Source organism: Burkholderia multivorans ATCC BAA-247 (assembly GCF_000959525.1).
Lineage (GTDB): Bacteria > Pseudomonadota > Gammaproteobacteria > Burkholderiales > Burkholderiaceae > Burkholderia > Burkholderia multivorans.
Genome location: NZ_CP009831.1, coordinates 1,578,961 through 1,605,632, shown reverse-complemented (window position 1 = coordinate 1,605,632; position 26,672 = coordinate 1,578,961). Strand labels below are relative to the sequence as shown.

The 26,672-nt window shown below is 68.9% G+C and carries 25 protein-coding genes; 9 read left to right on the top strand and 16 right to left on the bottom strand.

Features of this window, described 5'->3' with window-relative positions; all coding sequences use genetic code 11:
* Positions 1-48: 48 nt before the first annotated feature.
* Positions 49-993: a LysR family transcriptional regulator gene (locus tag NP80_RS09265; protein ID WP_006409763.1), complete on the bottom strand. Its 945-nt coding sequence runs from the start codon at positions 991-993 to the stop codon at positions 49-51.
* Positions 994-1,167: 174 nt separating this feature from the next.
* Here NP80_RS09265 and NP80_RS09260 point away from each other — a divergent pair, with 174 nt between their 5' ends.
* Entirely contained in the window at positions 1,168-2,382 is a 1,215-nt protein-coding gene (locus tag NP80_RS09260) for an FAD-dependent monooxygenase (protein WP_006409770.1), read from the top strand.
* A gap of 299 nt (positions 2,383-2,681) precedes the next feature.
* On the opposite strand, the gene NP80_RS09255 is transcribed toward NP80_RS09260, so the two are convergent.
* Genes NP80_RS09255 through NP80_RS09245 form a run of 3 tightly spaced genes read right to left on the bottom strand, consistent with a single transcriptional unit; the run spans position 2,682 to position 5,366 of the window.
* A complete protein-coding gene (locus NP80_RS09255; protein ID WP_006409782.1) occupies positions 2,682-3,512 on the bottom strand; it encodes an ABC transporter ATP-binding protein in 831 nt (276 codons plus the stop codon).
* The gene (locus NP80_RS09250) at positions 3,509-4,372 is read right to left on the bottom strand and encodes an ABC transporter permease (RefSeq protein ID WP_006409780.1); all 864 of its coding nucleotides are present in this window, start codon (positions 4,370-4,372) and stop codon (positions 3,509-3,511) included. Before NP80_RS09250 ends, NP80_RS09255 begins: the two co-directional genes overlap by 4 nt.
* A 1-nt stretch (position 4,373) precedes the next feature.
* Entirely contained in the window at positions 4,374-5,366 is a 993-nt protein-coding gene (locus NP80_RS09245; protein WP_006409784.1) for an aliphatic sulfonate ABC transporter substrate-binding protein, read from the bottom strand.
* Between the two features lie 292 nt (positions 5,367-5,658).
* On the opposite strand from NP80_RS09245, the gene NP80_RS09240 reads away from it, so the two are divergent.
* The gene (locus NP80_RS09240) at positions 5,659-7,086 is read left to right on the top strand and encodes an MFS transporter (protein ID WP_006409769.1); all 1,428 of its coding nucleotides are present in this window, start codon (positions 5,659-5,661) and stop codon (positions 7,084-7,086) included.
* A gap of 42 nt (positions 7,087-7,128) precedes the next feature.
* On the opposite strand, the gene NP80_RS09235 is transcribed toward NP80_RS09240, so the two are convergent.
* Entirely contained in the window at positions 7,129-8,520 is a 1,392-nt protein-coding gene (locus NP80_RS09235) for an LLM class flavin-dependent oxidoreductase (protein WP_006409762.1), read from the bottom strand.
* Positions 8,517-9,767, bottom strand: coding sequence for an acyl-CoA dehydrogenase family protein (locus NP80_RS09230; protein ID WP_035487588.1), 1,251 nt, complete (start codon positions 9,765-9,767; stop codon positions 8,517-8,519). Before NP80_RS09230 ends, NP80_RS09235 begins: the two co-directional genes overlap by 4 nt.
* A gap of 285 nt (positions 9,768-10,052) precedes the next feature.
* Between NP80_RS09230 and NP80_RS09225 the strand changes: the two genes are divergently transcribed.
* Positions 10,053-11,291 (top strand): SfnB family sulfur acquisition oxidoreductase, encoded by a 1,239-nt coding sequence (locus tag NP80_RS09225; protein WP_035946510.1) that lies wholly within the window; start codon positions 10,053-10,055, stop codon positions 11,289-11,291.
* Between the two features lie 60 nt (positions 11,292-11,351).
* Here the strand turns inward: NP80_RS09225 and NP80_RS09220 are convergent, their stop codons facing one another.
* Complete coding sequence (locus tag NP80_RS09220; protein WP_006409767.1) at positions 11,352-12,275, bottom strand: alpha/beta hydrolase; 924 nt, start codon at positions 12,273-12,275, stop codon at positions 11,352-11,354.
* Between the two features lie 58 nt (positions 12,276-12,333).
* Positions 12,334-13,431 (bottom strand): OpgC domain-containing protein, encoded by a 1,098-nt coding sequence (locus tag NP80_RS09215; RefSeq protein ID WP_006409779.1) that lies wholly within the window; start codon positions 13,429-13,431, stop codon positions 12,334-12,336.
* Between the two features lie 380 nt (positions 13,432-13,811).
* Between NP80_RS09215 and NP80_RS09210 the strand changes: the two genes are divergently transcribed.
* Positions 13,812-14,966 carry a porin gene (locus NP80_RS09210; protein ID WP_006409788.1) on the top strand — a complete coding sequence of 385 codons (1,155 nt, stop codon included), beginning with the start codon at positions 13,812-13,814 and terminating at the stop codon, positions 14,964-14,966.
* Positions 14,967-14,990: 24 nt separating this feature from the next.
* On the opposite strand, the gene NP80_RS09205 is transcribed toward NP80_RS09210, so the two are convergent.
* A complete protein-coding gene (locus NP80_RS09205; protein WP_006403266.1) occupies positions 14,991-15,902 on the bottom strand; it encodes a LysR family transcriptional regulator in 912 nt (303 codons plus the stop codon).
* Positions 15,903-16,041: 139 nt separating this feature from the next.
* On the opposite strand from NP80_RS09205, the gene NP80_RS09200 reads away from it, so the two are divergent.
* Both NP80_RS09200 and NP80_RS09195 read left to right on the top strand, forming a co-directional pair.
* The gene (locus NP80_RS09200; RefSeq protein ID WP_006409774.1) at positions 16,042-17,052 is read left to right on the top strand and encodes an aldo/keto reductase; all 1,011 of its coding nucleotides are present in this window, start codon (positions 16,042-16,044) and stop codon (positions 17,050-17,052) included.
* 356 nt (positions 17,053-17,408) lie between these two features.
* Complete coding sequence (locus NP80_RS09195; RefSeq protein ID WP_006403268.1) at positions 17,409-18,149, top strand: sulfite exporter TauE/SafE family protein; 741 nt, start codon at positions 17,409-17,411, stop codon at positions 18,147-18,149.
* Between the two features lie 61 nt (positions 18,150-18,210).
* Here NP80_RS09195 and NP80_RS09190 read toward each other — a convergent pair whose 3' ends face one another.
* A complete protein-coding gene (locus NP80_RS09190; protein ID WP_006409772.1) occupies positions 18,211-18,597 on the bottom strand; it encodes an ester cyclase in 387 nt (128 codons plus the stop codon).
* Between the two features lie 64 nt (positions 18,598-18,661).
* Positions 18,662-19,558, bottom strand: a complete 897-nt coding sequence (locus tag NP80_RS09185; RefSeq protein ID WP_006409764.1) for a LysR substrate-binding domain-containing protein — start codon at positions 19,556-19,558, stop codon at positions 18,662-18,664.
* Between the two features lie 493 nt (positions 19,559-20,051).
* Between NP80_RS09185 and NP80_RS09180 the strand changes: the two genes are divergently transcribed.
* The 3 genes from NP80_RS09180 to NP80_RS09170 all read left to right on the top strand — a co-directional run bounded on the left by NP80_RS09180 (position 20,052) and on the right by NP80_RS09170 (position 23,002).
* Positions 20,052-20,915, top strand: a complete 864-nt coding sequence (locus NP80_RS09180; protein WP_035946512.1) for a peptidoglycan DD-metalloendopeptidase family protein — start codon at positions 20,052-20,054, stop codon at positions 20,913-20,915.
* A gap of 210 nt (positions 20,916-21,125) precedes the next feature.
* The gene (bla, locus tag NP80_RS09175; RefSeq protein WP_045593556.1) at positions 21,126-22,022 is read left to right on the top strand and encodes a class A beta-lactamase; all 897 of its coding nucleotides are present in this window, start codon (positions 21,126-21,128) and stop codon (positions 22,020-22,022) included.
* Positions 22,023-22,129: 107 nt separating this feature from the next.
* The gene (locus tag NP80_RS09170) at positions 22,130-23,002 is read left to right on the top strand and encodes a LysR substrate-binding domain-containing protein (RefSeq protein WP_035487593.1); all 873 of its coding nucleotides are present in this window, start codon (positions 22,130-22,132) and stop codon (positions 23,000-23,002) included.
* 25 nt (positions 23,003-23,027) lie between these two features.
* Here NP80_RS09170 and NP80_RS09165 read toward each other — a convergent pair whose 3' ends face one another.
* The 5 genes from NP80_RS09165 to nikC form a co-directional block, all read right to left on the bottom strand.
* Positions 23,028-23,354 (bottom strand): type 1 fimbrial protein, encoded by a 327-nt coding sequence (locus NP80_RS09165; RefSeq protein WP_006410056.1) that lies wholly within the window; start codon positions 23,352-23,354, stop codon positions 23,028-23,030.
* A gap of 336 nt (positions 23,355-23,690) precedes the next feature.
* On the bottom strand, positions 23,691-23,945 hold the full coding sequence (locus NP80_RS09160) for a GlsB/YeaQ/YmgE family stress response membrane protein (RefSeq protein ID WP_006410062.1): 255 nt from the start codon (positions 23,943-23,945) through the stop codon (positions 23,691-23,693).
* Positions 23,946-24,062: 117 nt separating this feature from the next.
* Positions 24,063-24,824, bottom strand: a complete 762-nt coding sequence (locus NP80_RS09155) for an ABC transporter ATP-binding protein (RefSeq protein ID WP_006403280.1) — start codon at positions 24,822-24,824, stop codon at positions 24,063-24,065.
* Positions 24,821-25,726, bottom strand: coding sequence for an ABC transporter ATP-binding protein (locus NP80_RS09150; protein ID WP_006403282.1), 906 nt, complete (start codon positions 25,724-25,726; stop codon positions 24,821-24,823). Before NP80_RS09150 ends, NP80_RS09155 begins: the two co-directional genes overlap by 4 nt.
* Before the next feature lies 1 nt (position 25,727).
* Positions 25,728-26,645 carry a nickel transporter permease gene (nikC, locus tag NP80_RS09145; protein WP_006410058.1) on the bottom strand — a complete coding sequence of 306 codons (918 nt, stop codon included), beginning with the start codon at positions 26,643-26,645 and terminating at the stop codon, positions 25,728-25,730.
* Positions 26,646-26,672 lie beyond the last annotated feature (27 nt).

The window sequence follows — 26,672 nt, the reverse complement described above, 5'->3', positions numbered from 1 at the left end:
ATGTCGTCGCAAGCTTCCGTCGCCTGTGACGCGACATCGTACACGCGCCTATTTCTTTCGCGCCGGTCCCGATTTCCGCTGGCGCGCGCCGGCCTCCGCGAACAACTCGACGACGACGTCACGCAGCCAGCGGTTGCACTCGTCCTGATTCACCCGCGCGTGCCACAGCATATGAATCGGTGCGCCGGGTAGCGTCACCGGCAGCGCACGCCAGCTTAGCGAAAACGGCGTCGCGAGCTGCAGCGCGAGATGCTCCGGCACCGTCGCGATCAGGTCCGTGCGTTGCAGGATATAGCCGACGCTCATGAAGTGCGGCACCGTCAGCCGCACGTTGCGCGTCACGCGACGCCGCTTCAACCATTCGTCCACTTGTCCATGGCCGGTCCCGGCCGACACCACGACCAGATGCCCGGCGTCGCGCCACGCGTCGAGCGTGAGCGGCGCGGCCTCGAGCGGATGCCCGCGCCGAAACAGGCACACATACCGTTGATCGAACAGCCTGCGCTGATAGAAGCCGCCCTGCAGTTGCGGCAGCAGCCCGATCGCGAGGTCGACGCGACCCTCGGCCATTTCGTCGCCGAGGTTCACGCTCGTGTTGCGCACGGTGTTCAGCACGATGCCGGGCGCTGTCTGCGAGAGGCGTTCCAGCAACGCCGGCAGGAACACGACTTCGCCGATATCGGTCATGCCGATCGTGATCGTGCGCACGGCGTGCTGCGGGTCGAAGCCGGTCTCGGGATTGAGCGCGGCGTGCAGCGTCGCGAGCGCGTGCGAAACGGGTTCGGCCAGACGCAGCGCGAACGGCGTCGGCACGACACCGCCCGGCCCGCGCACGAAGAGCGGATCGCCGAGCCGTCGACGCAGCTTCGCAAGCGCGTTGCTCACGCCCGGCTGACTCATGTTCATCTGCTCGGCGACGGTCGACACGCGCCGTTCCTGCATCAGCCGCTGGAACAGCAACAGCAGATTGAGATCGAGGTCGCTCAGTTCCATGGTTGGCGTGGCTCCCGATTATTTCATTCAGTGATGAAGCGGATTCCATGCATTTTATTGTGGGATGAAACCCTGCTTCCGACAATACCGGTACGACGCCTGCGTTCGACCTGACTGCGGCGTCCGCCGCGTCCCTGCGGAACCCACAATCTGAATATCGGAGACACCTTCATCATGCAGACGAATCTGACGATCGCGATCGTCGGCGCCGGCATCGGCGGCCTGACGCTGGCGCTCGCGCTGCGCGAGCACGGCATCGACGCGCAGCTCTATGAACAGACCGGCGAGTTGCGCGAAGTCGGCGCGGCCGTCGCGCTGTCGGCCAACGCGACGCGCTTCTACGAACGCATGGGATTGCGTCCGCAGTTCGACGCGGCGTGTGCGGAGATTCCGGCTCTCGTCTATCGCGACGGACGCAGCGGCGCGGTGATCGGCCATCATCGCGGCGAGCCGAGCTATCGGCGGCAATTCGGCGGCGCGTACTGGGGCGTCCATCGCGCCGATCTGCAGGCCGTGCTGTCGAAGGCGGTCGGTCTCGACTGCATCCATCTCGGCCATCGTCTCGTCGATCTCGCGCAGCATCCGGATCACGTCACGCTGAGTTTCGACAACGGCCGGCGCGTCGAGGCGGATCTCGTGATCGGCGCAGACGGTGCGCGCTCGATCACGCGGCGCTGGATGCTCGGTTACGACGACGTGCTGTATTCGGGCTGCTCGGGTTTTCGCGGCGTGGTGCCGGCCGAACGCATGGACCTGCTGCCGGATCCCGAGACCATCCAGTTCTGGATCGGGCCGCACGGGCATCTGCTGCACTATCCGATCGGCGACAAAGGCGATCAGAACTTCCTGCTGGTCGAGCGCCACCCGTCGCCGTGGCCGTCGCGCGACTGGGTCATGCCGGCAGAAGAGGGCGAGCAGCTGCGACTGTTCCGCGACTGGCATCCGGCGGTCGTGCAGATGATTACCGCCGTGCCGATCAGTCAGCGCTGGGGCCTGTTCCATCGGCCGCCGCTCGGTCGCTGGAGCCGCGGACGCGTGACGCTGATCGGCGATGCCGCGCATGCGCTCGTGCCGCATCACGGGCAGGGCGCGAACCAGTCGATCGAGGATGCGGTCGTGCTGGCGGCGCAACTGGCAAAGGCCGGGCCCGGCAACTGGCGCGAAGCGCAGGAAGCCTACGAGCGCCTGCGCCGCGGTCGTACGCGCAAGGTGCAGTACGCATCGATCTCTGCCGCCGACGTGCTGCATCTGCCTGACGGGCCCGCCGCGCAGGCGCGCAATGCGCGTCTCGCCGAGCGCGATCGCGTGCTGCATCACCTCGACTGGATTCATGATTTCGACGCGCTCGAACAGACGCCGAGCGAGCGGCAGGGCGGGACGTGGCTGTGAGCCGGGCAGACACGATATCGGCACCGTGACGCCGCGGTGCGCCGCGGCGGCCGGCATTATCCGGATGGGCAGTTCGGCGCATGGCCGATCGACGTCGGGCGCGATGAAAAACGGGCGGCCAGCGCTGCCCGTCTCGCTTCACGCACGCCAGCGCAGACGTCAAGCCCTGCCCGAGCAGCCCGCGCCGCACGTCCCGCGTATGACCGCTGTCGACGATGCATCGCTCGGCGTGACGAGGCTGCTCGGCGATCGCGCGCAAACGGATCGGCTGCGTCGAGCGCAGTTGCGCTCGTCGTCGTTCAGTCGGCCCGGATGCCGGATGCGGACGCCTGTACCTCGTCGTCGGCGCGCTGCGCAGCTTCGTCGAAACGCGCGAACGCATGCAGCAGCCTCACACGTAGCGCGCCGAGCCGCGGATCGCCGCGGTCGCGCGGCCGCGGCACATCGACACGAAACGCGTCGTCGAGCCGGCCCGGATTCGGCGCGAGCAGCAGCACGCGATCGCCGAGATACAACGCTTCGTCGAGATCGTGCGTGACGACGATCGCCGCCATCCGGCGTCGGCGGACGACGTCGAGCAGCAGCCGCTGCAGGCGCATCCGCGTGATCGCGTCGACTGCGCTGAACGGTTCGTCGAGCAGCAGCAGATCGGGTTCGCCGAACAGCCCGCGTGCGATTGCCGCGCGCTGCGCCATCCCGCCCGACAAGGTAGCCGGCAGCTGCTGCGCGACATCCGCCAGCCCGACTTCGTCGAGCAGCCGTGCGACGCTCGGCGCACGTCCGCCGCGCGGCCCGGCCGCGAAGCCGACGTTGTCGGCGATCGACAGCCACGGCAGCAGCCGCGGCTCCTGGAAAATCAGCCCGATACGCGGCGACGGTGCGGCGAGCGCGACGCCGTCGAGCGTCACGCGGCCGCGAAACGCGGTATCGAGACCGGCGACGATCCGCAGCAACGTGCTCTTCCCGCAGCCGCTCGGGCCGACGATACAGACGATCTCGCCGTGCGCGAGCTGCAGCGCGATGTCGGCGAGGATCGGGCGGTCGCCGTAGGACTTGTGCGCGATCCGCAGGTCGAGCAGCGGCGTATCGGTCGCGCGGGCCGCATCGGGCGACGGCAGGCGCGCGCTCATCGCGATGCGTCCCGCGACGTGCCGGCGGTCGCGTCGCGCCAGCCGAGCCAGTGCAGCTCGATGCGCCGCATCGCGCCGTCGGTCAGCTTGCCGAGTAGCGCGAGCAGCAGGATCGCGCCGAATACGAGATCGGGGCGCCCGGTTTCGCGGCCGTCGCTGAGCAGAAAGCCGAGGCCGCGCGTGGCCGCGATCAGCTCGGCCGCGACCATGAACATCCACGCGAGGCTCAGGCCCGTGCGCAGGCCCGTGACGATCTGCGGCAGCGCGGCCGGCAGCAGGATCCGGCGGAACAGCGCGAGCGGGCGCAGGCGGTACAGCGCGCCGAGCTCGATCAGCTTGCGATCCACGTTGCGTATCCCGGCGACCACGGCGAGATGAACGGGGAAGAACGCGCCGATCGCGATCAGCGTGATCTTGGGCGCTTCGTCGATGCCGAGCCAGAGTAGCAGGACGGGCACCCACGCGAGCGACGGGATCGCGCGCAGCGCCTGGAACGTCGGCTCGAGCAGCGCGTCGATGCGCCGGCTCACGCCCATCGCCGCGCCGACGACGAGCGCGAGCGACGCGCCGATCGCGAAGCCGGCGGCCACCCGCAACGCACTCGCGCCGACGTGGCGCGCGACGCGCGCGGCGCCCATTCGCGCGAGCGTATCGAATATCTCGCTCGGCGCGGGCACCAGATTGGCCGGCAACCCGCCGCGCCGCACGCCGAACTCAATCAGCGCGAGCGCGGCGAACGGCAGCGCGATGCCGGCGATGCGCCACGCGCGCAACGGGTCGCGGCACGGCGCACGCGGCGGCGCGCAAGGGCGGCGGACGAGCGCGTCGTCGCGCGCGACGGTAGGCGAGAGCCGCGACATGTCAGTGCGACGCGGTGGCGATCGGGCGCACGAACGCCGGATCGATCAGCGTATCGACGATCTTCGCGGGATCGACGCCCGGCTTGATCAGTTGTTCGGCCGTCAGGACCGGTGCGGCGGCCTTCAGCGCCGCGCGCTGGCGCTCGCCGGGCACCGGGTCGCCGAAATCGTTGCGCTGCAGCTGCAGCGTCGCGACCTGCAGCGACACCTTCGATTCGTCGGCGACGATTCGCGCGGTTTCGTCCGGATGCGCGACGATCCATTCGCGCGCGCGCTCGTAGACCTGCAGCACGCGCGTGACGGCCTCCGGATACTGGCGCGCGAACGCGTCGCGCACATTGAGCAGCCCATACGTGTTGAACGCGACGTTGCGATACAGCAGGCGCGCGCCGTCGTCGAGCTGCGCGGCCGCCATATGCGGATCGAGGCCGGCCCACGCGTCGACCTGACCGTTCGCGAGCGCGGTGCGGCCGTCCGGATGCTGGAGGTTCACGAGTTCCACGTCGTCGCGCGTCAAGCCGACGGTATGCAAGGCGCGCAGCGTGAACAGGAACGGATCGGTGCCGCGCGTTGCGGCGATCTTCTTGCCTTTCAGATCGGCCAGCGAGCGGATCGGCGAATCCTTGCGTACGACGAGTGCGGTCCACTCGGGGCGCGAGAACACATAGACGGCATGGATCGGATTGCCGTTCGCGCGCGCGAGCACCGATGCGAGACCCGCTGCGGACCCGAAGTCGACCGCGCCGCTGTTCAGGTATTCGAGTGCGCGATTGCTGCCGAGGCTCAGTACCCAGCGCACCGACGTGCGATCGGCCTTGAACGCGTCTTCGAGCCAGCCGAAATGGCGGATCACGAGACTTTCGGGCGAGTAGTACGCGTAGTCGACGCGAATTTCCGCGGGGGCGGCCGCGTGCGCACACGGCGACACGACAGCGGCGAGCGCGACGGCGAAAGCGGCCGCGGCTTGCCACGCGCGGAACCAGGACAGCTTCATCGTGAGATCTCCGGAAGGGCGGCAACGTGCCGCGAACAGGCAGGATGACCGAGCACTGTACCGAAGCGCCGGCGCGGCGATAACCAAGAAATCCGCGATTGCACATGCGTGCGGCTGCTAAGCGCGACGCGCGCGCCGTTATCGTGCACGCCGAAAAATTTATCGATTTATATCGGTTGGGATACCGACGCCGACCGCCCAGAATCTTCGCTGCCCGCACACGCGCGCGGCGCATGCGCGCCGATCGCGCGGTGCCGATACCGCCGGTTCGCCGGTGCAACGAGGGAGTGCAATGAGTTCGATCGATCTGAATGCCATCACGCCGGTTTCCACGCCGATTCGCTCCGCAAGCGATGTCGCGCGTCTGATCAACACGACGGATGCGTCCGTCAGCCACGCGCGCATGATCGTGCTGCTCGCGCTCGGTGGCGTGTTTCTCGATGCGTACGACCTGACGACCTTGTCGTACGGCATAGACGACGTCGCGCGCGAGTTCGCGTTGACACCCGCGCTGACCGGGCTCGTCGGTTCCGCGATCATGATCGGCACGATCTTCGGGAGCCTGCTCGGCGGCTGGCTGACCGACCGCATCGGCCGCTATCAGGTCTTCATGGCCGACATGCTGTTTTTCGTGATCGCCGCGATCGCGGCCGGCCTCGCGCCGAACGTGTGGGTGCTGATCGGCGCTCGCTTCGTGATGGGGCTCGGCGTCGGCATCGACCTGCCGGTCGCGATGGCGTTTCTCGCCGAATTTTCGAAGTTCGGCGGCCGCGGCAACAAGGCGTCGCGGCTGGCCGCGTGGTGCCCGATGTGGTACGTCGCGTCGTCGGTCTGCTTTCTGCTGATCTTCGGCCTGTACTTTCTGTTGCCGGCCGAGCATGCCGGGTGGCTCTGGCGCGCGTCGCTGATTTTCGGTGCGGTGCCGGCGCTCGCCATCATTCTCGTGCGCAACCGCTTCATGAACGAATCGCCGCTGTGGGCCGCCAACCAAGGCGATCTCGCGAACGCGGCGCGCATTCTGCGCGAGTCGTACGGGATTCACGCGCACGAAGCGCAGGACCGGCCGCGCGAGCCGAGCGCGCCGCCGGTGCGGATTCGCGCACTGTTCGAGCGGCCGTATCTCGGCCGCACGATCGTCGCGAGCGTGATGAATCTGTGCATCCCGTTCGAATACACGGCGATCGCGTTCTTCCTGCCGTCGATCCTGTCGCAGTTCCTCGGTGCGGGCGCGTTCGAGACGATTGCCGCGTCGCTCGCGCTGAACGTGCTGTTCGCGTTCACCGGCGGCCTGCTCGGGATGCGGCTCGCGTACCGCTATCCCTCGCGGCACGTCGCGATCGCCGGCTTCGCGCTGCAGTTCGTCGCGCTCGTCGCGCTCGCGCTGGCCGGGCATCCGCACGGTGCACTCGCGGTCGGCTTCGTGCTGCTGATGCTCGGCACCTGGCTGTTCGCGGAAGGCTTCGGCCCCGGCGCGCAGATGATGATCTATCCGACGCTGTCGTATCCGGCGACGATCCGCGGCACCGGCGTCGGCTTCGGCCGCTCGCTGTGCGGGATCGGTCAGGCGTTGGCGCTGTTCGTACTGCCGATCCTGCAGGCGCGGCTCGGTACCGACATGTTCTGGGTGGTGGCGGTCAGCGCAATCACGCCGATCGTGTTCCTGCTGATCGTGCGCTACGAGCCGACCGCGCGCGACATCGATGCGGATCCGCACGCATGAGCGGCGGCATCGGCGGCCGCGGCCGCCGATGCCCTGCGGCGGTCAAACGGATGCATGTGCGTCACGCTCGCTGCGCGCGAGATCGCGAAAGCGCGCGGCCGGATGCGTGTCCGGCAGTCGTGCGGAGCCGCCGAACAGCTTTTCCCGCAGCGTGCCGGGCGCGTATGCGTTCGGGTACACGCCGCGTCGCTGCAGTTCCGGTACCAGATAGCGCACGACGTCCTCGAACGTCTCGTGCGCGACGGCATACGCGAGATTGAAGCCGTCGACGTCGGTCGTGTCGACCCACTCCTGCAGGATGTCGGCGACGGTCTGTGCGGACCCGACGAAGACTGGCCCCATGCCGCCGATGCCGCCCCACGCCGCGAGCTCCTCGATCGTCCACGTCGTATCGCCGCCGGCCAGATGCTCGACCGCCGACACGATCGCGTTCGTGTCGACGCGCTTAACGGGATCGGTGCGCGCGTACTGACCGAAGTCGATGCCGGTCCAGCCGGACATGAACACCAGCGAGCCGTCGTACGAGACGTAGCGGCGGTATTCGTCGAACTTCGCCTGCGCCTCGGCGTCGGTCTCGCCGACGATCACCGTGACGAGCGTGTAGATCAGCACGCTGCGCGCGTCGCGCCCGGCCGCGACGGCCTGCGTGCGGATGTCGGCGACGTAGCGCGCAAGCTGCGCGCGCGTCGGCGCGGCGACGAACACGCATTCGGCATGCCGAGCGGCGAACGCCTTGCCGGGGCCCGATGCGCCGGCCTGGAACAGCACCGGCGTGCGCTGCGGCGACGGTTCGCACAGATGGCAGCCGGGCACCTCGAAGAACCGCCCCTTGTGGCCGATGTCGTGCACTTTCTCCGGATGCGTGAACACGCGGCCGTCGCGATCGCGGACCACCGCGCCGTCCTCCCAGCTCCCCTCGAACAGCTTGTACAGCACCTCGACGTATTCGGCCGCGACCGCATAGCGATCGTCGTGCGTACGCAGCCCGCGATCGCCGACGTTCTTCGCGCCGCTTTCGAGGTACGACGTGACGATGTTCCATGCGAGCCGGCCCTTCGTGTGATGATCGGCGGTCGACAGCCGGCGCGCGAACGTATACGGATGCTCGAACGTCGTCGACGCCGTGATGCCGATGCCGAGATGCTCGGTCGCCATCGCGATCGGCGCGGCGAGCTGCAGCGGATCGTTGACCGGAATCTGCGCGGCCTGGCGCAGCGCATGGTAGTGACTGCCTTGATAGACGTCGTAGTAGCCAATCACGTCGGCGATGAAGATCGCATCGAAGAACCCGCGTTCGAGCACGCGGGCAAGGTCGGTCCAGTAGTCGAGATCCTTGTACTGCCACGAGCGGTCGCGCGGATGCGCCCACAGCCCCGGCGACTGGTGGCCGACGCAGTTCATCTCGAACGCGTTGAAGCGAATGGTCTTGCTCATCGCGCCGCTCCCGCGACGCCATCCGTGCCGTTGCCGACACGCCAGACGAACGGCGGCGTGCGGCCGTTGATCACCCAGTCGCCGACGATCCGCGCCTTGTAGACGAGCGGGTTGTGCGACGACACCGTGCGTGCGTTGCGCCAGTGGCGGTCGAGCGCGGTCGCGCTGCGTGTCGCCGACGCGCCGAGCGCGTCGAACAGCCGCGTCGCCGCGCGCAGCACGAGATCGGACACGACGAGCTGGCTTTGCGCGGATTCGATTTCGGCCGCAACGTTCGCGGCCAGCTCGGCCGCATCGTCGCCGCCGAAGTGCGCGTCGTACGCGAGCTGCAGCGATTGCGCGGCGCGCAGCGTGAGCGCCTCGGCGCCGTACGCCCACGACGCGATCTCGCCGATCACCTGCTGAAGCTGCGCGTCGTCGGCCGCGCGCGCGGCATTGCCGTGGCTGTACACGCGCGTGCGGCCGCGCACGCGCTCGCCCGCGTCGCGCACGATCGCGCGTCCGATGCCGGCCAGCGTCGCGACGTGGAAGAGCTGGTAGAACGCGGTCTGATACTTGAAGCGGCGTGCGAAGTCGATCACGTCGTCGGCGTCGACCGCCGCATCGACGAAGCGCGTCGTACCGCTGCCGGTCGTCGTCTGCCCGAAGCCGTCCCAGTCGTCTTCGCGGATCACGCCGGGCTGTGCGGTCGCGACCGCGACGATCACGTCGCTGCCGTCCTCGCGCTGCGCGAAGACGTCGATCCAGTCGGCGAACAGGCTGCCGGTGCTGTAGAACTTCCGGCCGTTCAGCACGAGCCGGCCGTCGCGGGCCGATAGCGTCGTGACGGTCCGGCCGAGCGGCACGTCGCCGGCCTCGGTCCACGCGTTGCCGACGAGCTGGCCGCTCGCGAAGCGGTCGAACCATGTCGCGCGTGCGGGGCCGGGCGGCGCGTTCAGCCAGTCCTCGACGAAGGCGAAGTGTCCGCGCAGCGCCTGCGGCAGATTCGAATCGGCGGCGCCGAGTTCGATCAGCAGACGAAACAACTGCGGCAGCGATGCGCCTGCACCGCCGTCGCCGACCGGCAACCGGACCGCGCCGAAGCCCGCGGCCTTCAGCCAGCCGATCGCTTCGTGCGGCAGTTCGCGACGGCGTTCGCGATCGGCAGCGCCTGCGGCGATCCGGTCGAAGATCGGGCGAAAGCGGCGCGCGAGCGTGTCGTAGTCGGTGCCCGCGGAGAGGTCGGTGTCGATGTGCGACGAAGTCATGCGGCGTTCCTCGAAAGGCGGCGCGGTCGCGCCGGGCAGGCCAGTATAGGAAGCGCGCCGCGCGCATTCCAATAACGGATTCGCACATCGTTATCGTCGTCAGGCATGACGCGCGCGCTGCGCGCCGCGGCGACACTCGAGCAGCGATTGCGACGTCATGGCGCGCAGGCGGACGGCAGCCTGTCGTTTGTGATCCGAACGAATATCGTTACGACGATCGCTCGGTTGGCCGTGCCGACGCGCGCTGCTAGATTGAAGGCTTTCCCGATTCGACAGGAGTGCCCGATGTCAGACACGAGCGCGACGATTCACGAACCGCCGGCCGATACGCAAGCGCAGACCGCCCGCGTGATCGCCGACGATGCCCAGGCGATCGCTGCCGCGCATGCGCTCGCACAGCGGCTCGCGGCAGGCGCCGCCGATCGCGATCGCGAGCGGCGGCTGCCGTACGACGAAATCGAATGGTTCTCGCAGTCGGGGCTGTGGGCGATCACGGTGCCGAAGGCATACGGCGGTGCAGGCGTGTCGCATCTGACGCTGACCGAAGTCGTGAAAATCGTCGCGGCAGCCGACGCGTCGCTCGGGCAACTGCCGCAGAACCATTTCGGGCTCGTCGACGTAATCGCGCTGACCGGAACCGACGCGCAGAAGCGCTACTTCTTCGGCGAAGTGCTGCGCGGCAAACGGTTCGGCAACGGCTTCTCGGAGAAGGGCACGAAGCACGTGCTCGATCTGAAGACACGCGTGCGTCGCGACGGCGACGACTATGTGGTCGACGGCACGAAGTTCTACTCGACCGGTGCGCTGTTCGCGCATTACGTGCCGGTGCTCGGCCTCGACGATGCGCAGCGCGCGTGGCTCGCCTACGTGCCGCAGCCCGCACGCGGGCTCACCGTGATCGACGACTGGTCGGGGTTCGGGCAGCGCACGACCGCGAGCGGCACTGTCGTGCTCGACGGCGTGCGCGTGCCTGCGTCGCATGTGCTGCCCGCGCATCGTGTGTCGGACGAGCCGACGCTCAACGGTCCGCTATCGCAGATCATCCAGGCGGCAATCGATGCCGGCATCGCGAAGGCCGCGATCGACGATACGCTCGCGTTCGTGCGCACGCGTACGCGGCCGTGGGTCGACAGCGGCGTCGAGCGTGCGTCGGACGATCCGCTGCTGCTGCGCGAAGTCGGCCGTCTGCATATCGAGCTGCATGCGGCGGAAGCGCTGCTCGAGCGCGCGGCGCGCACGCTCGACGAAATTCGCGCGCGCGACACGGTGACCGACGACGACGTCGCACGCGCGTCGGTCGCGGTCGGCGAAGCGAAGGTGCTGACGACCGAAATCGCCCTGCGTGCGGGCGAGAAGCTGTTCGAACTGGCCGGCACGCAGTCGACACTCGCCGAGCACGGTCTCGACCGACACTGGCGCAATGCGCGCACGCACACGCTGCACGATCCGGTGCGCTGGAAATACCATCTGGTCGGCAACTACTATCTGAACGGCGTGCGGCCCGCGCGGCACGCGTGGAACTGACATCGCGTGGCGACGCGCAGCGCGGCGCATGCGGCCGTATCGCGCACGCGCCGCATCGCGTTACTTCACGCAGTCGAGCGTGTACTTGAGCCCCGGCGCGAGCAGCCCGCGCCACACGTCCCACGTATGGCCGCCGTCGACGATGCGCAGCTCGGCCGGATTCTGCGCGCGCCGCAGATGCGTGTAGAGCAGGCTCGATTCGGCCTGGATCGTCAGATCGTCGTCGCCGGCCGCGATGAACATCGGCACGCGCCACGTGCGCGCGAAATAGCCGCGCATCAGCGCGGGATAGTTCAGCTCGTGCCACACGCGCGCGTCGAACTGGCGATCGCCGAACACGCCGACGTAACGCGCCGCCGAATTGAGCGGCGGCTCGTTCGCGTAGATCGCGGGGCTGAGCAGCATCGCGCCGCAGAACAGCCCCGGCTCGAGCAGCGCGAAGCGCAGCGCGCCGAAGCCGCCCATCGACACGCCGCCGATCGCGCGGCCGGCGCGCTGATTCGATACCGCGAAGTGCATCTCGACTTCGGGCAGCAGGTCGTTCAGAAACGCGCTTTGCATCTTCTCCTTGCGATCGACGTACCAGTCGGTGCCGCCTTGCGGCATCACGATCACGACCGGCGGAATCTCGTGGCGTTCGATCAGCGTGTCGGCCGTCGCCTGCAGCCGGCCCTGCGTGATCCAGTCGTTCGCGTTGCCCGCGTTGCCGTGCAGCAGATACATCACCGGATAGCGCGCGCCTTCCGCGTTGTAGCCGGGCGGCAGGTAGACCGTATACGACCAATCGCGCTGCAGCGACGCCGAACGGAACGTGCGCAGCACGATGCTGCTGCCGGGGTTGAGGGTCGCGCCCGACGCGGCCGGCGTGGCGATCGACGACGCAGCCGCGCCCGATGGCGCGGTGGACGCGACGGGCGTGGCGCGCGCGGTGGCGATGGAACCGGCGATCAGGGCAAGGGCGAGCGGAACGGCGAGTCGACGCATGGCGAATCGGGTCAGAAAAGGCGCCGCCTATCGTAGCAGCAGACGAGGGCGCCGCATGTCAGCGCCGCGAACCGAACGGCAGCCGCGCGATGAGCGGCGCATAGAGTTTCGCGACGAGATACAGCAGCCCCATCGCGACGACGTCGGCGGCGAGCCCGAGCGGCACGTTCAGATAGCCGTCGGTCGCCTGATACAGCACCGAATCGACCGCGAGCGAGATTCCGGTGCCGGCAACGAAACACAGCAGCCCCTGCCGGCCGATCGTGCCGATCCACGGCATCGCGTGCGCGACCTTCTTCATCCAGCCGAGGTGCACGAGCTTCGCGGCGAGCCACGCGATCGCGAGAAAGTTCGCGAGCCGCAGCGCGCCGAGGTTCTGCTTGATCGACGGATCGGTCGGGAACGGCTCGATGCGCAGCCGGTAATACGCGCCCGCGGCGACGATCGCAAGCGCCGCGACGCTCAGCAGCCAGCCCTGCGGCTTCGGCGCGAGCGTCTGGTAGACGGGCTGGCAGCGCGAGATCACGCCGAGCACGAACAGAAACTGCCACGCGAACGGATTGAAATCCCACGGTACGCCGTCGACGGTCGGCAGGAAGCGCGCCGCATGCGGCGCCGCGTACCAGAGCGATCCGCTGAACGCGAGCAGCAGCCACGGCTGCGTGCGCGCGAGCGGCAGCGCGAGCGGCGCGAGCAGCGCGAAGAACGCGTACATCGGCAGGACCGACGCGAGATACGGCTGACGGCGAAACAGCAGGATGTCGCGCAGCGCGGCGAGCGGCCGGTGCAGCAGCCCGTCGAGATCGTTGGTCGGCATGTTCGGCCCGTCGATCGCGAACGCGTTCAGCACGGCCGTGATCAGCAGCATCAGCCCGGCCGTCACGAGGAACGCGCGGTAGATCTCGAACGCGCGCCGGATGAAGCGCTGGCGCGCTGCCGATTCGTCGTGGCGCTCGGCGAGCGAGTTGTAGGCGATTGCGGTCGCGAAGCCGCCGAGGAATACGAACACCTCGGCCGCGTCGCACAGCGCGTACGCGTGCAGCGTCACGCGCGACAGGATGCTGCCGCCGATATGGTCGACGACGATCACGAGCAGCACGAGGCCGCGGAAGAAATCGAGTTCGGCATAGCGGCCGGCCCGGGCGGGCGCGGTCATCGCGCGTCCTCGCGGCCGGCGCGGGCGCAGGCACGGCGGCAACGGGCCGCGCGGGGTTCGGGGTGAAGCATGACTGCGTGACGAAATGATGATGGATGCGCATTGTGCCACCGATGCGGCCGCTTCCGGGTTTACGCGAATGGCGGCCCGCCGCGCCGCGGCCCGCAAGGCAGCCGCGGCGGGCGGCCGGACACGCAGTTGGAAGGGCGCAACGCTTTGTCTGCCAGGCATGCGCGTCGGTGGACGGCCGGATTTCGACGTGACACCATTTCGTCGTCGCGCGGCTGCACGCCGCGCGGTCCGCCGCGCGGACCAGCCATACAACAAACCAACAATTGCCGGGCACATGCCAGCCCGGTGCCGGGTTCCGGAGATCCGACATGAGGAAGCACGTCATTTTTGCCGCCGCGCTCGCCGCGTTTGCCGCGCCGGCCTTCGCGCAGGACAGCGTGACGCTGTACGGTGTGATCGACGAGGGCTTCAACTACACGAACAACGTGAGCGTCAACGGCGCGGGCAAGGCCGACTACCAGCTCGCGAGCGGCTATGCGCAGGGCAGCCGCTGGGGGCTCAAGGGCAGCGAGGATCTTGGCGGCGGGCTGAAGGCGATCTTCACGCTCGAAAGCGGGTTCGACGTGAACAACGGCCGGCTCGGGCAGGGCAGCCGGATGTTCGGCCGACAGGTGTTCGTCGGCCTCAGCGCGTCGCGTTTCGGCACGCTGACGTTCGGCCGCCAGTACGATTCGGTCGTCGACTATCTCGCGCCGCTGACCGCGAACGGCAACTGGGGCGGCACGCTGTTCTCGCATCCGTTCGACAACGACAACACCGACAACTCGTTCCGCGTGAACAACACGGTGAAGTACGCGAGCCCAGACTGGAACGGGCTGTCGGTCGGCGGCACGTACAGCTTCAGCAATAGCACGGGCTTCTCGAACAACCGTCAGTACAGCCTCGGCGCGCAGTATTCGCTCGCCGGGCTGCAGGTCGCGGCCGCGTACCTGCAGGCGAACCATCCGGGCGCCGGCGGTGCGGGTGCGATCGCCGCGGACGACGCGAACTTCGTCGCCGAGCGGCTGCGGGTCTTCGGCGGCGGCCTGAACTACACGTTCGGGCCCGCGACGGTCGGCTTCGTCTACACGAAGACCGACGTGAAGAACCCGGTGTCGACCGTTTATCTGCCGGCGTCGACGTTCGCGGGCCTCGGGCTCGGCGCGACGAAGTTCGACAACTTCGAGGTCAACGGCAAGTATCAGCTGACGCCCGCTTTCTACGTCGGCGCGCAGTACGTGTATACGGACGGCAAGTTCGATGCGGCGACCGGGTCGATCAAGCCGAAGTACCACACGGTCGGGCTGATGGCCGACTACAGCCTGTCGAAGCGCACCGACGTCTACCTGCAGGGCGCGTGGCAAAAGGTGGCCGGCGATCGCACGGGTACCGCGGCCGACGGCGGCTACGTGGTCGGGACCGACGGCCCGTCGTCGTCCTCGAACCAGTTCGCGGTGCGCGCCGCGATTCGTCACAAGTTCTGACGGGCGGCCGCGCGACGCGGCCCGTCAGGTCGCGCGGCTCACGTCGCCGAGCGTCTCGGCGAGCCAGTCGACGAAGATCCGCACGCGCGGCGCCAGATGGCGGCCGTGCGGAAACACCACCGCAACCGGCAGCGGCGGCGCCTGCCATTCCGGCAGCACCTCGACCAGCGTGCCGTCCGCGAGCAGCGGCTCGAGGCCGTCGCGCGGCGCCTGGATCATTCCGAGGCCCGCGACGCAGCACGCGAGATACGCCTGCGAGCTGTTCACCGACACGATGCTGCGCATTTTCACCGTGTGGACGTCGCCGGTGTCCATGTCCGTGTATTCCCAGTCCAGTTCGCGGCCCGTGCGGCTCGAGAAATAGCCGACCGCGACGTGGTCCGGCAGTTCGTCGGGCGTACGCGGCAACCCGTGGCGCGCCGCATAGTCGCGCGACGCGCAGTTGAGCTGCGCCATCTCGCCGATGCGCCGCGCGACCAGCGACGTGTCGGAGAGCATGCCGACGCGCACCGCGCAGTCGATGCCGTCCGCGACGAGGTCGACGAAGCGGTCGGTCGTGCTGACCACGACGCGCAGGTCCGGGTAGCGCGCGTGGAAATCCGGCAGCGCCGGGATCACGCGATGCAGCGCGAAACGCTCGGGCAGATCGACGCGAACGACGCCGCGCGGCGACGCGCCAGCCTCCTCGAACAGCGTTTCCGCGTCGTCGAGATCGGCGAGCAGCCGCACGCAGCGCTCGTAGTAGGTCGTGCCTTCGGCGGTCAGCCCGACGCGACGCGTCGTCCGCTGCAGCAGTCGCACCTTCAGATGCTTTTCCAGATACTGGACCGCGTTGCTGACGGTCGGGCGCGGCAGTTGCAGCTGCTCGGCCGCCTTCGTGAAGCTGCCGAGATGGGCGACGCGCGCAAAGATGCGCATTGCTTGCAGATGATCCATGCGGGGAGCGAAAGCCGGCGGGTTGGGACAGCCTCCATTGTTAATCAGCGTCGAATGATTTGGTTGCGCGTTTCGCGTTTATCGCGCGCGGCGTTCCGTCGAGAATGCGGTCCATCGGTCACCACGCGAAGGAACGCATATGAACACACGTCAACTGGGCCGCACGGGCCCGCAGGTATCGGCGATCGGGCTCGGCTGCATGGGCATGTCGGATCTTTACGGGCCGGCCGACCGCGGCGAGAGCATCGCGACGCTGCACGCCGCGCTCGATCACGGCATCACGCTGCTCGACACCGGCGATTTCTACGGGATGGGCGACAACGAAATGCTGATCCGCGATGCGCTGCGCGGCCGCACGCGCGAGCAGGTGCTGATCAGCGTGAAGTTCGGCGCGCTGCGCGATCCGGCCGGCGGTTTCGCCGGCTACGATGCGCGGCCGGTCGCGATCCGCAACTTCGTCGCCTATACGCTGAAGCGGCTCGGCACCGACTACATCGATCTCTACCGGCCGGCGCGCGTCGATCCGGCGGTGCCCATCGAGGAGACGGTCGGCGCGATCGCCGATCTCGTCAAGGCGGGCTACGTGCGCCATATCGGCTTGTCGGAGGTCGGCGCCGACACGCTTCGCCGCGCGGCGGCCGTCGCGCCGATCGCGGATCTGCAGATCGAATATTCGCTGCTGTCGCGCGGGATCGAGGACGCGATCCTGCCGACGTGCCGTGCACTCGGCATCGGTGTGACCGCGTACGGCGTGCTGTCGCGCGGCCTGCTGGGCGGCGGCTGGAGTACGGCGCAGCCGCGCGAGCGCGATTTCCGCGCAGCGAGCCCGCGGTTCCAGGGCGCGAATCTCGAACACAATCTTGCCCTCGTCGGCGCGTTGCGCACGATTGCCGACGAAAAGGGCAGCAACCCGGCGCAGATCGCGATCGCCTGGGTGCTGTCGCGCGGCGACGACATCGTGCCGTTGATCGGCGCGCGCAAGCGCACGCAGCTCCAAGACGCGTTGCAGGCGTCCTCGATGCAACTAACGGTCGATGACATCGCACGCATCGAAGCGGCGGTTCCCGCCGGGGCGGCCGCGGGCGAACGCTATCCGGCCGCACAGATGGCGCACCTCGATAGCGAGCAGGGCGGCGGCCGGCACGCGTGACGATGTGGTGCGTGCGGGGTGGGGGTGGAGGGCGTAGGGGCCACTCGCGGCGGCCGGTGATTCGCCGGTGTGATTCGCAGCCGCGACAGGCAATTCGCGGAATCGACCTTTGACCCGCACAGCACGGCAACTGGCGGCCGGCGACCAGTCGCACGCCGTCCGCGGCCTCCACGCGACCCGCAATCTTGCGACTCGCGAGCAGCCTGCAACCTGCAGCCCGCGAGTCGCAGCCGTCGGTCCTAGCCCGCGACCCACGACCCACCGCCCCGAGCCAGCGTCAGGCAAAACCAGATAGTCCCCCGCTGCGCCACCGTGCACGATACGCCGCGTATCCATCGGGACGGATGAACCTGCACATGCCACTTCACACGCTGACGGTCGTCGCGGCGATCTTCCTGCTCGCCGGCGCGGTCAAGGGAATGATCGGCCTCGGCCTGCCGACGATCGCGATGGGGCTGCTGACGCTCGCGATGCCGCCGTCCGCGGCCGCGAGCCTGTTGCTCGTGCCGTCGTTCGTCACGAACGTCTGGCAGCTCGCGATCGGTCCGTCGTTCGGGCCGCTGCTGCGCCGGCTGTGGCCGCTGCTCGCGGGGCTGACGCTCGGCACGCTGGCCGGCGGCCTGCCGGCGCTCGCGACCGGCAGCCGATGGACGCATGCGGCGCTCGGCGTCGTGCTGATCCTCTATGGACTGTGGGGGCTCGCCGCCGCGCGGCTGCCGGCGCCGGGTCGCCACGAACGATGGCTGTCGGCGGTCGTCGGCTATCTGACCGGCGCGGTCACCGCGGCGACCGGCGTGTTCGTCGTGCCGGCCGTCCCGTATCTGCAGGCGCTGCGGCTATCGAAGGACGACCTGATTCAGGCGCTCGGCCTGTCGTTTACCGCGTCGACGATTGCGCTCGGCTTGCAACTGCGCGTCTCGGGTGCGCTGCAGACGGTCGATCTCGGCATGTCGGCGCTCGCGCTCGTGCCGGCGCTCGCGGGCATGGCAGGCGGCCAGTACGCGCGGCGCGTGATGAGCGAGAAGGCGTTCAGGCGATGCTTCTTCATCGGCCTGCTCGCGCTCGGCGCGTACATGGCCGCGTCCGGCTGGCGCTGAGCGCATCGTGCGCGTCGTCCGCGCCGCGCGAACAGGCACGCCGGCGCACGACGCGGCCGCGCTACAGCTGCGCCTCGATCGCCGCCTTGTCGATCACGGACCAGACCCGCCGGATCCTGCCGTCGCGAAACGCATAGATCACGTTTTCGCAGAACGTCACCTTTCGACCGTTGACCGGCAGCCCCAGAAACGTGCGGGCCGGCGAACACGCGAACTGCAGCCGGCACGCGATGTGCGGCGGCGCGCTGACGAGCAGTGCGATCTCGAAATGCAGATCCGGAATGTCGCGGAAATCCTGCTCGAGCATCGCGCGGTAGCCGGACAGGCCGAGCGGCCGGTCGTTGTGGATCACGTCGTCGCCGACGTAGCGGCCGAGCGCCGCCCAGTCCTGCCGGTTGAGGCAGTCGATATACGCGCGGTAGTGCGCGGCAAGATCGGTATCGGTCATCTGTGTACCTCGTCGTCGGTCGACAGTGGCATCGTGCCGGCCGTCGCGCTGCCGTCGACCGTATTCATTGCGTCGGCGTATCCCCCGACAGGAACGCGACGAACTCGCGCGTATATTTCGGCAGCGCGTCGAACGACCGCGCGCAGAGTGTCAGCTTCCGGTGGCTCCACGAATCGGACAGCTCGACGAGCCGCACGTCCATCGTCTGCATCGCGCGTTCCGCCGCGTGGCGCGACACGATGCCGATCCCGACACCGCTTTCGATCACGCGGCAGATCGCGTCGAAACTCTTCAACTGCACACGATAGCGGATCCGCTTGCCGAGCGCGCGAGCCTGATCGGCGAGATGGACCTGCAGCGCGCTGCCGTCGGTGAGGCCGATGAAATCCGCATCGACGATCTCGTCGAACGCAACCGCGTCGCGCGATGCGAGCGGATGGGCGGCCGGCACGACGACGATCAGCCAGTCCTCGCGAAACGGCTTCTGCTCGAGGCCGCCGAGTCCGACCGAATCGGCGACGATGCCGAGCTCCGCCGTCTTGCTGCGGATCGCGTGCACGATCTCCTGGCTCGAGCGTTCCTCGACGCTGATCGACAGCTTCGGATGGCGCGGCAGATACTCGGCCAGCGCGTCGGGCAGATATTCGCTGAGCGACGCGGTGTTGCACAGCAGCCGGATATGGCCGCGCAGCCCGAGCCCGTACTGCTGCAGTTCGCCGCGCATGTGGTCGATCTGCTGCAGCACCGTGCGCGCATGGTGTTCGAGGGCATGACCGGCGTCGGTCGCATGCACGCCCGCCTTGGTCCGGTGCAGCAGCGGCACGCCGAGCTCGTCCTCCATCCCGCGAATGCGCTCGCTCGCGGCCTGCAGCGTGATGTGCGTGCGCTCGGCGCCGCCCGTGATCGTGCCGGCCTCGCAGATGTTCAGGAAAAGCCGCAGGTCGGTCAGGTCGAAGCGCATGGCGGGGCCGGGTTGTTGTGTGATCGCCGATAAGGTAGCAGGGAATCGGGCGCGCGATGCTCAGGCGCTGCCTGAGACGCGATTCGCCGCTTCCGCATTTTCAGGATACGGCCGGCGACCGATGATGCTGACGTCAAACGCGAAGGGGAGACCGTCATGCAAATCGATTCGTTGTGGGGCGTGTCGTTCAAGATCGCGCTGCATCTGCTGTTCCTCTGCATCGGCATCGCCTACGCGTGCTCGGAACTGATCGACTGGATGCGCTGAGCGCCCGCGTTGGCGGCCCGCCGACGCGGCGGAAAATCATGCCGATTTTCCGAGAAGACGCGGTCATCGCTACCTGAATCGCACGGGGCGCGGGTCACCCATATCGTCCGGCTCCACGACCGGTGATCGTTTGTCATCATTGTTTGCATCCGGTTACACGTCGGCCGTTCCGTTTTTGAGATGCTTGAAAGCTTGTAAAACGGACACCGGTAGCACCGGTTCGACGATGGAAAAGCATCGACTCTATCGCCGCGCGGCATGGGCATCCGGCCTTGCTGCCGTGCTCGCGATGGCCGGCTGCGCGAGCACGCCGCCCGTTCCGCCGAGCGATACGCTTGCCGGCTCCGCGCGACAGGCGGCGCCGGCGCAGCCCGCCGCGGCATCGGCAACTGTGCCGGCGCCTGCGCCGATTCTGGTCGCGCACGACTACGTGGTAAAGCGCGGCGACACGCTGACGGGCATTGCAAACGCGAACGACTGCAGCGTCGCCGATCTGCGGCTCTGGAACAAGCTCGGCGCGCGCAGCAGGCTGCGCACCGGGCAGGTATTGCGGATCGTGAAGCAGGACGTGCAGCGGCCGTCGGCGACGACGGGCAGCACGCAGGCGACGGCACCGGCCGCCGCGAGCGACGCGACGGCCGCCGCGCGGCCGAGCGAGTCGAGCGAGTCGAGCGCCAGCGATCGCGAGGTCGTCCAGCAGACGAAGCGTCACGCGCGCGGCGTCGCGCTCGCCTGGCCCGCGCACGGCCGGATCGTCGAACCGTTCCGCCCCGGCCAGAACCGGGGGATCCAGATCGCGGGCCGCCCCGGCGACCCGGTACGCGCGGCCGCCGACGGCCGCGTGATGTATGCGGGCACCGGGCTCAACGACTACGGCAGCCTGATCATCGTCCAGCACAACGCGGATTTCCTGACCGCGTACGCGCACAACCGCAAGCTGCTCGTGAAGACGGGCGACGTCGTGCATCAGGGCGACGAGATCGCCGAGATGGGCGACCTCGACAACTCGCGCGTCGCGCTGCTGTTCGAAGTGCGGCGCGACGGCAAGCCGGTCAATCCGCTGCCGTATCTGCCTGCGCCGCAGGGCTGAGGCGCGAACGCGCAGCCGCGCCGCTGGAACGCGGCGGCGCTCGCTGATACGCTAGGGTCTGTTCATCGCGCCTCACGGGTGAGGCCGTCGGTGCGTGCGTTCGCGGTGGGCGGCGGCTGCCGCCGCGAAGCATGCGCCGATGCGAAGGCGCGCGCATCGTCGATGTGCGCCGTGCGATGCGATCGATTCCGACAGAACATCACGCCATTCATGGAACACTCACCGACACGCCGCTCGCTGTTGCTTGCCGCCGTTGCGGCACCGTTCGTCGCCGCGTGCACGTCGGCGCCCGTCGCCGACCAGGGACGCGTGCATCGCGCCCAATCCGAACTCGCCGCGCTCGACAAGGCGTCGGACGGCCGGCTCGGCGTCGCCGCGCTCGACACGTCGACCGGCGCGCGCATCGCGCACCACGCGCGCGAGCGCTTTCCGCTGTGCGGCACGTACGCGGTCGTCGCGGCCGCCGCGATCCTCGCGCGTGCGTCGCTCGACGCATCGCTGCTGCCGCGCCGCATTCTCTACCGCCGTTACGGGATCGTCGCGGGCTCGCCGGTGACCGAAAGCCACGCGGACACCGGCATGACCGTCGCGCAGCTCTGCGCGGCGATGCTCGAGTCCGGCGACAAGGGCGCCGGCAACCTGCTGATGAACGTACTCGGCGGCCCGCAGGCGGTGACGGCGTTCGCCCGCGAAAGCGGCGATACGACCTTCCGTCTCGATCGCTGGGAGCCCGAGCTGAATGCGGTCGGGCCCGGCGACGTGCGCGACACGTCGACGCCGGTCGCGATGGTCGACACGCTGCAGCGGCTGCTGCTCGGCGATGCGCTGCGCGAGCCGCAGCGCGCGCAGCTGATCGACTGGATGACGGCCGGCGCGCGCGGCGACGGCACTGCCGCGGCCGTGCCGCCGGGCTGGCGCGTGGCCGCCAAGCGTGGCGCGGGCGGCTATGGCACGACGACGGACGTCGCGGTGCTGTGGCCGCCGTCGCGTGCGCCGATCGTGATGGCCGTGTCGTTCACGCAGCCGCGCGCCGATGCCGCGCCGCGCAGCGACGTGATCGCCTCGGCCGCGCGGATCGTCGCGAACGCGCTGACGGCAACCGCATAGCGCGCCCGGCGCGGCGCCGGCACTCGCGTCGAGCGGGCGTTTGCCTTATCGTGTCGGCAGCGCGTGCCGCCGCCGGCGCGCCGTCTTTCCGCTCACTTCGCTTCGCCATGCGCCGACTTCCGCCTTTGCACGCGCTGCAGATCTTCTCGACCGTCGCCCGTCACGGCAGCTTCACGCGCGCGGCCGAGCAGCTGTGCGTGACGCAGGGCGCGGTGAGCCGGCAGATCCAGACGCTCGAGGCGCATTACGGCTTCCCGCTGTTCAAGCGGCATGCGAAGGGGCTGACGCTGACGGCCGAAGGCGAACAGCTGCTGCCGGTCGTCAATGAGAGCTTCGCGCGGATCGAGGACATTTCGTCGAAGCTCACGCGGCAGCGCACCGACCTCGCGTTAAAGGTGCCGACCTGCGTGATGCGCTGGATGCTGCCGCGCATCATGCGCTTTCAGGGCGAGCATCCCGATCTGCACGTGCAGATCACGACCGCATGGCAGCACGTGGTCGACTTCTCGTCCGAGCCGTTCGACGCAGCGATCGTCTACGGCACGTCGCCGGGCGCCGGCGTGGTCGCGCTGCCGCTGTTCGGCGAGCGGCTCACGCCCGTGTGCGCGCCCGAGCTGCGGCAAACGGCGCCGCTCGACGCGGTCGACGACCTCGCGCGCCATACGCTGCTGCATCCGACGCGCGACCATCGCGACTGGCGCGCATGGCTCGAGCACGCGGGCGTGCGCACGGTCGATCCCGAGCGCGGGCCGACCTTCGACACGCTCGATCTTGCGACGAACGCCGCGATGCAAGGCTTCGGCGTCGCGATCGGCGACGTGACGCTCGTCGACGACGACGTCAGCGCGCGCCGGCTCGAACGGCCGTTTGACATCGTGCTCGAGACGGGCGCGCGCTACTTCTTCGTGTACCCGGAGAGCGGCGGCAGCCAGCAGAAGATCCGCGCGTTCAGCGACTGGATCGCGCGCAATCGCGATTGATGCGGTGCGGCGCGCGGCCGCCCGCTTACTGATACGTGACGATCGCGATCATCGGCGAGCGTTCGCCGCCCGGGCGCGTCGGTAAAACGATTGCGCGCGACGCCTGCGTAAAGGTCGTCGTCCGTACCGGCTGCAACGTCGCCGCGTCGACGAACTCGATGCGGCCGGCCGTCGGACGCGGACAGTCGGGTCGCACGTGCGCGGCCGGCGCATCGAGCGCGAACGAGCACGGCGGCTCGACGATCATGCCGGAGAAATGGATGACGCCGGACGTCGCGCCGGCGAAAGACAGGGACGAGGCCAGAAGCGACGCACCCAGGACGAACGATGCGGCGGTCACGCGATGCTTCATGACAGGCTCCAGAGTGGCAGCGCATCGCGGCGGGGCCGCTCGGACGGCAGCCCGTCAACGCGGCGATGCTGAATACGTAAACGGCAACGGCATCGGACCTCTTGAGTGAAAAAGACGAAATCTTGAAACCGCACAAGCGGCGTGCGGCTGTTTCAATCAATGTAGACGGAATCGGCGCGTTCGCAAGTCGGGATCGTGCGGCGTCGCGTCGTGCACGAGCAGGTGTCCGGCGCGTGCGGTTGCGCGCGCAACGGCTGTCGGCCGCGGCAAAAAAAACGGCCGCTCGTAACGAGCGGCCGTACGGCATGCCGAAGCGGCGCGCCGGCGCGCCGGCGCTCAGGTCGCGCGCTTGCGCACCGCGCCGACGATCACGAGCAGCACGATCGCGCCGATGATCGACGCGATCCAGCCCGCGCCCTGACCGGGCGCATACCAGCCGGCGGCGCGGCCGACGTAGCCGGCGATCAGCGAGCCGACGATACCGACGATCGTCGTCATCAGCAGGCTCATCTTGTCGTCGCCCGGCTTGAGCGCACGGGCGAGGAGGCCGACGATCAGACCGACTACGAGGGTTTCGATGAATTGCAGCATGGATGCCTCCCTATCGCTGTTCAGCGGTTATCGAAACGGAATGGACCCGCGCGGCGCATCGGGGTTCCGTGCATCGGCGGCGGGCGCAGTATCGCATGCCGTTGCGTCGCCGGGATGTCAGGCGGCCGGCGCGAGGCGCCGATAGCCTTCGGTCGCCTGCAGCAGCGTGCGCGTGTAGTCGCGCGCGACGTGTCCGGCACGCACGTCCTCGATCCGCAGCTGTTCGACGATTGCACCGTGCTGCATCACCGCGACGCGCTGGCACAGGAAGCCGATCACCGCGAGATTGTGGCTGACGATGATCATCGTCAGGTTGCGTTCGCGATGCAGGCGCCGCAGCAGGTTCAGGATCTCGGCCTGCACGGAGACGTCGAGCGCGGACGTCGGCTCGTCGAGCAGCAGCACGCGCGGCTCGAGGATCAGCGCGCGTGCGATGGCGACGCGCTGTCGCTGGCCGCCCGACAGCTGATGCGGATAGCGGAAGCGGAACGCGGGGCCGAGCCCGACTTCGGACAGCGCACGCGCGATGCGTGCGTCGGCGTCGCCGATCCGATGGATCGACAGCGGCTCGCGCAGCGTCTGATCCACCGTGAAGCGCGGATGCAGCGACGCGTACGGATCCTGGAACACCATCTGCACGCGGCGGCGGAACGCGCGATCGGGCGTGCCGGCGATCGGCCGCCCGTCGATCGAGAGCCGGCCGGACGCGAGCGGAACGAGGCCGGTCAGCGCGCGCAGCAGCGTGGATTTGCCGGAGCCCGATTCGCCGACGAGGCCGAACACCTCGCCGTCGCGCACCGCGAAGCTCGCGTCGCGCACGGCGTCGACATGGCCCGTGCGAGTCGGAAAACGGATCGATGCGTGATCGACGTCGATCATCGTGCAGCCTCCTGTCGAATGGCGCGCGCGGGCGCGTCGAGCCATGCCGGATCGCGCTGCAGCACGGGCAGCTCGACGGGCGGATTTGCGAGCGGCGGGTTGGCCGCGAGCAGCCCGCGCGTGTACGGATGTGTCGCATGCTGCAGATCGCGCGCGGCACAGGTCTCGACGACGCGTCCCGCGTACATCACGGCGACGCGATCGCAGAACGACATCACGAGCGGCAGGTCGTGGCTGATGAACATCAGCCCCGTATCGTGCCGCGCGATCATCGCGTCGAGCACCGCGAGCACCTGCATCGACACGGCAACGTCGAGCGCGGACGTCGGCTCGTCGGCGATCAGCAGCCGCGGCCCCGTCGAGACCATCATCGCGATCATCACGCGCTGGCCCATCCCGCCGGACAGCTCGTGCGGATACGCGTCGGCCACGCGCTGGGGATCGCGGATCTGCACGGCCGCGAGCGCCTCGACGATCCGCTCGCGCAGCGCGCGGCCGCGCAGGCCCGGCTCGTGGCGCCGGAACGCTTCGCCCATCTGCTTCGCGACGGTCATCACCGGGTTCAGCGAATACTTCGGATCCTGCAGGATCATGCCCATCTGACTGCCGCACAGGCGCCGGCGCTCGCGCGGCGACATCGCGAGCAGGTCGTGGCCCGCGAAGCGCATCGTCCGTGCCGAGCAGCGCGCGGCGTCCGGCAGCAGCCCGAGCAGCGCGCGGCCCGTCAGCGACTTGCCGGAACCCGATTCGCCGACGATGCCGAGCCGCTCGCCCGGTGCGAGCGTCAGCGAGAGGTCGCGCACCGCGTCGATGACGGTACCGTCGTGGCCGCGAAAGCCGATTTTCAGGCCGTCGATCTCGCACAGCGGCGCGGCGGTTGCGACGGTGGAAGTGGTTTGCATGTCACGCTCCATGTCGCGGATCGAAGACGTCGCGCAGCCCGTCGCCGAGCAGGTTGAACGCGAGGCTCACGAGCAGGATCGCCGCGCCGGGCAGCGTCGCGACCCACCATGCGTCGAGCAGCACGTTGCGGCCCGACGCGACCATGAAGCCCCATTCGGGGCTCGGCGGCTGCGCGCCGAGGCCGAGGAAGCCGAGGCCGGCGACGGTCAGGATGATGCCGGCCATGTCGAGCGTCGCGCGCACGATCACGGACGACATGCACAGCGGCACGATGTAGCGCAGCAGGATGCGCGGTCCCGACGCGCCTTGCAGCCGCGCGGCATGAATGTAGTCGGCCTGCGCGATGCGGATCGTCTCGGCGCGCGCGAGCCGCGCATAGGCAGGCCACGCGGTGATCGAGATCGCGACGACCGCATTGACGACGCCCGGCCCGAGCGCCGCGGCAAACGCGAGTGCGAGCACGATCTTCGGGAACGCGAGCGCGATATCGGTGATGCGCATCAGCACGCTGTCGACGAAGCCGCCGCAATAGCCGGCCGTCGTGCCGATCGCCAGCCCGATCGGCACGACGATCGCGACGACGAGCAGCGCGATGCCGAGCGTGAGCCGCGACCCGCCGATCAGCCGGGACAGGATGTCGCGGCCGAGCTGGTCGGTGCCGAGCCAGTGCGTCGGCGAGCCCGGCGGCAGCAGGCGATCGCCGAGCACCTGGCGCAGCGGATCGTGCGGCATGATCAGCGGGCCGACGATCGCCACGACGATCAGCGCGACGAGGATCGCGAGCCCGAACAGGTTGAGCGGATTCGTCGCGAAGCGGCGCCAGCGGCGATACGTGAGCCCGAGCGCGGCCTGCGAGCGCGACGCCGGCGCATCGGAAAGCAGCCACGCGCGCAGCGTGACACGGTCGGCATTCGTCATCGGTCGACCTTCGGAAGCGAGTGAAAC